This is a genomic window from Halomonas sp. MES3-P3E (genome assembly GCF_002836035.1).
Classification (GTDB): domain Bacteria; phylum Pseudomonadota; class Gammaproteobacteria; order Pseudomonadales; family Halomonadaceae; genus Vreelandella; species Vreelandella arctica.
The window spans coordinates 1-7,539 of record NZ_PJBT01000054.1; the positions used below are offsets into that span (position 1 = coordinate 1).

A 7,539-nucleotide genomic window follows, 5' to 3' on the forward strand; every position below is an offset into this window, starting at 1 on the left:
TATGGCTTGTAGTGTCACTCTACAAGCCTTTTTTATGCGTATCTGAGCAGGCCTAGCGTGGGGTTAGATATAAACCGCAATGGGCGTGTACATTGAAGCATCGCATCATTAATACGGGTGCTAGCTATACGCTTACCCCATTCAAGAGAGCGCTATTCCCAGTGATTGGAACATCACTCTATGGGTATCCATGTGCCGGGGAGAGGGCTGTTACCAAACGGCAGTAGCTAGAGGTATAGAAGGGTGGGGAAGGGTTGATCCCTCATGCATGAAATAGCTGCCATGAAAGCAACAAAAATTACGACAAGCATTTAATGATCTAGGGGTATCCCAAGCACGCCATTGTTGGCAAAGCGAGTGTCTTCGGCGCGTGTACATCCACGGTGGTTGTGTTCCTGTCGGGGTATGGGGAGACCTTGCCACCGCACTCAATGCTGGCGCTTTCGATGCGTGAGCAGCAACGGAGATAATAGCCTTGTCGGGGTATGGGGAGACCTTGCCACCGCACTCAATGCTGGCGCTTTCGATGCGTGAGCAGCAACGGAGATAATGGGCTTGTCGGGGTATGGGGAGGCCATGCCACCGCGCCCAATGCTGGCGCTTTCGATGCGTGAGCAGCAACGGAGATAATAACAAGGTAGAACGAAGTTGAAACGGGGCGGCTTAGGGATTCAGCAATCGAAAATACTAGGCCTTTCGAGGCTTGCCTCGTGATCGGCCGCGAAGCGGCCCATGTGCTTTTCGTAGAGTGCTAGACCGACCGCTCCACAAGGTCATTTTACCCCTATCAGCTAGCTATCTAGTCCCAGTACAACGAAGTGACTTGGGGCGGTTTTCCGCCTACTGCTATATCAAATTTAGGCGTATCGAGGCCTGCCTCGTATTCAGCCGCGAAGCGGCTCATGTGATCTCGTTGACTTTATGAACAACTGCAACGGTGAACACAGCAACAAAGCCCACCAGCATGCACATTTTTCCATTCAGATAGTGAAATATTTACGCACAAAACAAGATACGCGAGCGTCTATAATATTGCCCATTATTAGGTGCTTATAAGTAATTCCTGCGAGTATTTGGAATCATCATTTCTTGGGATAGGCGAATAGAGCGGGAGAGACCGTGACGGATAACTCGAACGGTTCACGGCCTTATAATCAAATCAGGGTAGTTAGGGGGATGTTCCCTTTCCTTGACCTAAGACTGCCTTGCCACAGCGATCTCAAACCTACACCCCGGCCTAAGCACCCTCAACATCGACAACTGCAACACAATCCTGGCCAGGGAAGGTCTTATTTCTGACTGGGATATTCACCCCTGAATTCATCCATGCTTTTGAGGAGGTCCAGGTAATCGATCCCGCCCGGAATCAGGCGAGTCTTTGTGGCGCGTTCATACATCCATACGCTCCATAATTTCATGTGTGTTGAAGCGCCTTCAATATCCTTGGGCATCATCCCGCCCCATTCGGGATCATCAGCCATAAACTGGAGCGCCCGATCGATGGCACGATCCAGGTCATTTCTGGGCGAGTAGAAGTCCTCCAAACGCACTTGCTCGGCCAGAATCAAAACGGCAAGCACTGGATAGTTCAGCCATTCTGCAAACTTTTCGATCACATCTCGCCCCAGGCTACTTGCTAGCCTTCGCCCAGTTTTCAGGTGGCTCAACGTGCTCGGCGCAATACCAAGGTGCTCGGCCAGGTCAGTGGAAGCCAGTCCTTCGCTAACAGCTCGCTCAAAGATTACCTGAATGAGTTTGTAGCCAGGTGTTTCCGGCTCTATTTGCAGGTAGTCGGATCTTGGCCCTTTGGGTTTTCCCTTCTGGCCATCTTTGGGGCCTGATCCACTTTTCCGTATCCCTGCCTCGATAACCTTACGTAAGCCTTTATCGTCATTCCCCTGATCCAAGTTTTCTCCCCACATGCTTTCAGCATGTTTCTAGTTAAATAGAACTATACCAGATAGCAAATTCTAATACTTATTGCCTATCCAGCGCCGCTCGGACAGCGGCAAGATTGCATCGCTACATCATAACCCAGGAGTAAGCAATGCTCATCGGACGCATAGAGCACGACCCCAAAAAACAATTCCCGTTGCAGCTACCAGAGTCAACCCTCGGTCGGCTTGAGCTGTACAAGGAGCTGTACCAGCAGACATTCGGCGAGAAAGTGGCCAATAACGATCTGGTCGACCTGATGCTCACGAATGTCATGGACAGAGACCGTGAATTCAAGCGGTTTGTGAGGGAGGAGGAACGAAAGAAAAAACAGGAGGCGAAACAGCAGGAACTAGGCGCTGGAACTAACTCCTTAGCTGGAGAAGCTGAGGCCGAACCTCACGCTGAGGCTTTAAGCCATCAGCGTGAGCAACAACATCAAGCATAAGGGCACTAGGTCTCGATATGCTGTGCTTTGATGATCTCACACATCTGTTCAACCAGGGGAACAACTCGTCTCCACTTGGTACGCAGAACACGGTGATTGCCTGTGGCCCAACTGCGCACAGAGGTAACAGCCTCGTCAGCAGCCACGGCTATCTGGCGTGGGGTCATCACTTCCATCCAGCGATCCACAGTAGCTTTGACCTCCTTGGAATCGACCCAAGCGCCGCCTTCAATAGCGACGTGCTCGGCCATGACCTCATCAAGGGCATCAAGCACCTTGTCATAGGCCACCTTCCTAGGGACCGCTCCCCCTGTCCAGGTGTGAATGGATGCCACAGAAATCGAACATTCGAGCTTACCGCTCAGGTGCTCTGCGACCTTGGCCAATGTCATGCCGTAATTGTCTCGCAGAGTAGCAATACGTCGAGCCAAGTCACTGTCGGTCTTGCTGCGCTCAACACGACCACGGGTTGTCGGAATGCTGACCTTAATTTCGCAGCCATGCCTCTCGAGCGTGTTGATCAGGTCGTTCAGGAGTGCGTTACGCATGGCTAACCTCTATGAATATTTGGCAAGTCACCCGCCTTCTGAAATGCAGCGACTTATTGGTTGGACGGCAGCCCGTTTGCATATCCCCAGACAATGGCAGGAGGACATGAAACAGGAAATATACGTAGCCTGGTTCTCTAAAGAATATGACCCTTCGTATTCCCATGACGCCATCATGAAATATGCTGGTGAGGCGGCATTTCTTGCGGTCAGCACATGGCGCCGCCATACCATCCTACCAGTGACCGTTCACAAAGCCGGTCAGGCTGATAGCGAACCCAGGGCTGAGCAGTTCGATCTGATGGCTGAACAGATTCCTGGTTTCACTGAAGAGTTCAACGACGAAATCGACATTGACCCTGAGGCTTTCGTTGAGACCACTTCGATGGCTTCAGTGCACCTCATCGACCTACCCAAACGCTCAGCTCGAACTGAGCTGTCTCATGAAAACCTGCTGGCCCTTCACTGCGAAGGCCTTTCGCCCGCTGAGATAGCAGCCGCAGCGAACATGACCGAGCGCAGCGTATACCGCAGATTGGAACGCCTTAAACATGGAAACCGTAGTACAGTATAGTAAAATTGCAGCGTTATCGGTAGCACTCTCAGGAGCTGCTTTATCCACTGTCACATTTGCCTCAGATCAGGACCTGGGTGTACTTGGCCCTACTTGGGAGATCGTAGAGCCAGACATGCGGCTTGCCATCGTAGCCGAGGCCCATGGTGTCGACTGGGACTCCGTTAATGAGCACCTAGCAGGGCAGGCTCAAAATCATACGAGAGACATCCCCGATTGGTTCGTCCCGATAGCCGAGCACACCGAAACTCACTTCGTAGATCCGTCCTATACGCTGGGTGAAGACATCGAAGCCTTGAAGCGGCAACCCGATGGTACATACCAATGGGGAGTCATCTATGAGGCCGGCACCAAGGTCAACCCCCTCGAGCACATACAGCCAGAGAATTGGCTCCTCGTTGTTGATCTACGAGCCGATGATCAGCGTGAGCTGGCCATGACCTTAAAGGCCCGACACCCAGCCAACCTAACAGTAATCGTCACAGCAGGAGATCCAGGCAGTTTGGCGTCGGATCTTGGCCAAGCTGTGTACTTCGCAGAGGAGTGGCATTTCGATCGGCTGGGCATTACCCACACCCCCTCTTTAGCCGGCGTTCGGGACAGTCAGCCTGACGTAATCGAAGTGACCCATTTCGCCTATCCCTACGATGTCACCACCTTGGAGGAACACCTGCCATGAAGAGGTTACTACTCTCTGTTCTGACTGTTGCAGCCCTCACAACGGGGAGCGCCTATAGTGCATCCCCGCTATCGAGCTCTGCCGCATGCCGGGGAGAGATTTTCAATCCCATCAACGACGCGAACTGGAACAACATGTTTCCGGTAACGGTAGCCGGAATTTCCATGGGCGGTGGGTCTAATCCTTCCCTTATGCACATGGACCCAATCTGTTTATGTCCAGGGCCCTATGGCATCGACATGCCAGGGATCGGCATGACGTTCTGGGAACCAACGTTCCTCGCTGAAGTGGCGCGAACACCCGGCTGTATGTCGACTCTCGGTGGCACGCAGGTACTAACCGGATACGACTCCCTGACTTCTAACCAAACGTATGGCTCGGGACGTGGAGATAGCAGCGTTACCAGGATGCAAATCCACTGGTATATCTACCCTCTGTTCAGTGTACTCAACATGATGAGTTCGCTGGGGTGTATGAACACCTCCGGGTTTAACCTTGCAGACCTCACTGAGGTCGACGCCACTTGGCAGGATGACACTTGGACATCTATCGCATTTCCAGAGTCAGCTCTCTTCGCCAATCCGGTTGGCGCTCTCTCGTGTATCCCTGACGCCGTAGCTTCTGCAGCGGGTCGCCCCCTAGACATGATGTTCTGGTGTCAGGGCTCGCAGGGCGTCGTCTATCCCCTTACTGGCTCAAGCACGACTCACAGCTCCCCCCAAGGTGGGAATCTCCACATCCTTGGCAAGTATATGCAGCGTAAGACGCGCATGGCGGGCCTGTTATCAACGACCGGCCCTTGGGCTGAATGCCAGTCCGTTTACCTGCCGAACATGATTCGCAGCCAATACCGGATTGATCCGGTGGCCCCAGTTGCCAGCAACCAAACTGCTGTTCTTGGAATGTCCGAGTTCCGCTGGGGGATGCTGCCTCCCGCCAACACCGCTGTTCGTACTGATTCCGCATTCTTGATCTGGGTAGGTAAGCAATGCTGCGCACTCTGACCGCTATTACTTTGACGCTATTCAACACATCGGCGTTAAGCCAACAAACACCCGTAGAGGCCGCTCAAGACGCTTTCTCTGCTCTTCAAGGGTCACAGGCGCCTAGCGACCTATTCGCTGGCCAGAGGAGCCCTGAGGCAATCCTGGAGGCGATGGGCGCGGGCACAAGCGGATCAACTGCAGGCCAAGCAGCCGGCACTGAGATGCTAGAAAACGTTCGGGCTCAAGGCCAGACAGGTGGAATCGCAGACCCTGAAATGGCTGCTGAATGGCAAGCATTGAGGGATTCGTTAGACCTTGGTGAACAGGATCGGCTGTATTTCTTCATCTCATTTTCAATGCCCGAAAGCTTGATTCGTAGCTATGCGCTTGATGCAGCCAGAGCAGGAGGCGAGCTGGTTCTGCGTGGAGTAGAGCCAGGTATGACGCTCCGTGACTTCACCATGGAGCGCTTGCTGAAGGTACTACGTCCTGGAGGCATGACAGCACCGATCCAGATCGACCCGCGACTGTTCGATACTTACGAGATCGAAACCGTGCCCACGATTGTCCTTGCCAAGGAAGATCCCATGGGCGTGTGTCAGACCGCCAAGCGCCAAATCGGTGAAATCGATGGCCAGCAGCTTGAGTACCATGGCTGCCCAAAGGGCAACCCAGACGATTACTGGAAGGCAGAAGGGTCAGTAACTGCCCTATATGCCTTAGAGCAATTCAACAAAGGCGGTGCCAGCAATGCCGAGGTTTATATCAACGCGCTCAAGGGCGAGGGTGCCGAAAGCGCTCCTGAGCAGAGCGGCATTGCGGGAGCACAGTGGGAATCGCTGAGCGACGAGCTAGCTGAGCGCAACGCACAACGGCTCCGCGACCGGTATCAAGGCACCGACCGTGAAGTTTACGACACGCCAATGGGGCCGGCTGTTGGTCCCGCGGGACAGAATATTGATCATCTCTGGGAGGAGTGACATGCCAAAGGGCTCTTGCTTAAAATTGTTTGCCATGGGGGCTGCTTTCGCAGCTTTTATGCCCTTGAGCGAGGTGGCTATAGCCACCCCTAACCAAGCGGGTATGAACGCTGGAGGGGCCTGGGCTCGAGACTTCAACCCAAGCAACGCCTTCCGTTCTGCTACATCGAGCCTGGGGCTTGAGGATACGAAAACCTCAGGTGAGCTTGGAGGGGAGGTGGGGCTACAAGTTAAACAGAAACAGCAGCGAAACTTCAGATGTCGCGACGGGGCTCGGCTCACTGCAGGGGGCATCCGAGTCTTTATCGAAGAGTGTGAACAAAGCGACAGTGGTGAGCTTGATCGAATCAGTGTATCGGTATGTGACGCCCTAACTCAGGGGATACGGTGTAGCGAGGATCGCTATACCGTCACAAGAGAAATCCCACTCGGGGGAGAGGCGGCCTTCAGCGGAGGCAACCTGTACGGGGCATACCGAGTCGAGGCCGAATGCTCCTCATCATCCTGCACCATGACCATGCACCAACTTCACGGGGACGCATGGGGCGGCAATGATATGCGTCAACAAGGGAATGATAGAGTCAATCAAGATCCCAATCACCCGTCAAATACAATTAGTGATGTTCGCGACAACCCTACTTTTGAACGTGGCAGCAACTTTGCTGATGATCGTTCAAAGTGTCTCGGCAATCAAATAAACCAACTTTTCAGTGAAGGTGATATTCCAGTTTCATGTGACCCCAACGACCCAAGGACAATTGATTTTCTTGACATCAATGCTGGTGGAGAATGTAAGCCGGATAAAATCACAACCGATTCCTGCGTGGTCGATATACCAACAAGACTCGTTACTTGTGAGCCTGAATCTCGGGAGTGTGAGGTAAGAAGAGACTCCGAAGAGTTTAGCTGCGCTAGAAAACTTGAGGTGACGGGAATAAAAATACCGACATGTGATAATGGCGATCACCTTTTAACTATAACAAGCGACCCCTGCCCTAGCTGCGTCGATTACCTCAGATATAACTTTTATTGCCAAGACCAAGGCTACCGAGTTGTCTATGACACGGTAAAGAAGTCAGATGGTTCACGTCATACAGGCCCTCACTCAAATGTCGTCAGTGGCGGCTTGAACACTACTGTACCTAAAACAACTGTTATAGAGGATTTCAGCGGCAGTAAATGCTTTCGAGTAGCTTACGAGCAGAACTGTAATGGCACTACCTGCAATGTCACAGCTTACTTTGAAAACCCTTGCAAGAACATAAGCTATGCAGGTTCAAATAGCTTCCCTATACCAATGAGAATCGAATTCACAGATAGAGTGATCGATGAATGTACTGGTTTAGAAAGCAGACGGCCTGAGTTATAAACTATGAAATATATTCATTT

8 protein-coding genes are annotated in these 7,539 nt (G+C 52.5%); 6 read left to right on the top strand and 2 right to left on the bottom strand.

Translation table 11 applies throughout. From position 1 onward, the window contains the following. Positions 1–1,289: 1,289 nt before the first annotated feature. Positions 1,290–1,907, bottom strand: a complete 618-nt coding sequence (locus CXF87_RS11020; RefSeq protein WP_139041534.1) for a helix-turn-helix domain-containing protein — start codon at positions 1,905–1,907, stop codon at positions 1,290–1,292. Positions 1,908–2,047: 140 nt separating this feature from the next. On the opposite strand from CXF87_RS11020, the gene CXF87_RS11025 reads away from it, so the two are divergent. Further along, a complete protein-coding gene (locus tag CXF87_RS11025; RefSeq protein ID WP_008957428.1) occupies positions 2,048–2,383 on the top strand; it encodes a DUF2274 domain-containing protein in 336 nt (111 codons plus the stop codon). A 5-nt stretch (positions 2,384–2,388) separates the two neighbouring features. On the opposite strand, the gene CXF87_RS11030 is transcribed toward CXF87_RS11025, so the two are convergent. Next, on the bottom strand, positions 2,389–2,931 hold the full coding sequence (locus CXF87_RS11030) for a hypothetical protein (protein WP_008957427.1): 543 nt from the start codon (positions 2,929–2,931) through the stop codon (positions 2,389–2,391). Here CXF87_RS11030 and CXF87_RS11035 point away from each other — a divergent pair. The 5 genes from CXF87_RS11035 (at position 2,930) to CXF87_RS11055 (ending at position 7,519) form a co-directional block, all read left to right on the top strand. After that, positions 2,930–3,505, top strand: a complete 576-nt coding sequence (locus CXF87_RS11035) for a helix-turn-helix domain-containing protein (RefSeq protein WP_008957426.1) — start codon at positions 2,930–2,932, stop codon at positions 3,503–3,505. The two genes, CXF87_RS11030 and CXF87_RS11035, sit on opposite strands and share 2 nt — an antisense overlap. Beyond that, a complete protein-coding gene (locus CXF87_RS11040) occupies positions 3,483–4,184 on the top strand; it encodes a hypothetical protein (RefSeq protein WP_008957425.1) in 702 nt (233 codons plus the stop codon). Before CXF87_RS11035 ends, CXF87_RS11040 begins: the two co-directional genes overlap by 23 nt. A 134-nt stretch (positions 4,185–4,318) precedes the next feature. Beyond that, complete coding sequence (locus CXF87_RS11045; protein WP_232774892.1) at positions 4,319–5,188, top strand: TraU family protein; 870 nt, start codon at positions 4,319–4,321, stop codon at positions 5,186–5,188. After that, positions 5,173–6,150: a type-F conjugative transfer system pilin assembly protein TrbC gene (locus CXF87_RS11050; protein ID WP_008957423.1), complete on the top strand. Its 978-nt coding sequence runs from the start codon at positions 5,173–5,175 to the stop codon at positions 6,148–6,150. The genes CXF87_RS11045 and CXF87_RS11050 overlap by 16 nt, the downstream gene beginning before the upstream one ends. 1 nt (position 6,151) lies before the next feature. Next, positions 6,152–7,519 (top strand): hypothetical protein, encoded by a 1,368-nt coding sequence (locus tag CXF87_RS11055; protein WP_101146674.1) that lies wholly within the window; start codon positions 6,152–6,154, stop codon positions 7,517–7,519. Positions 7,520–7,539 lie beyond the last annotated feature (20 nt).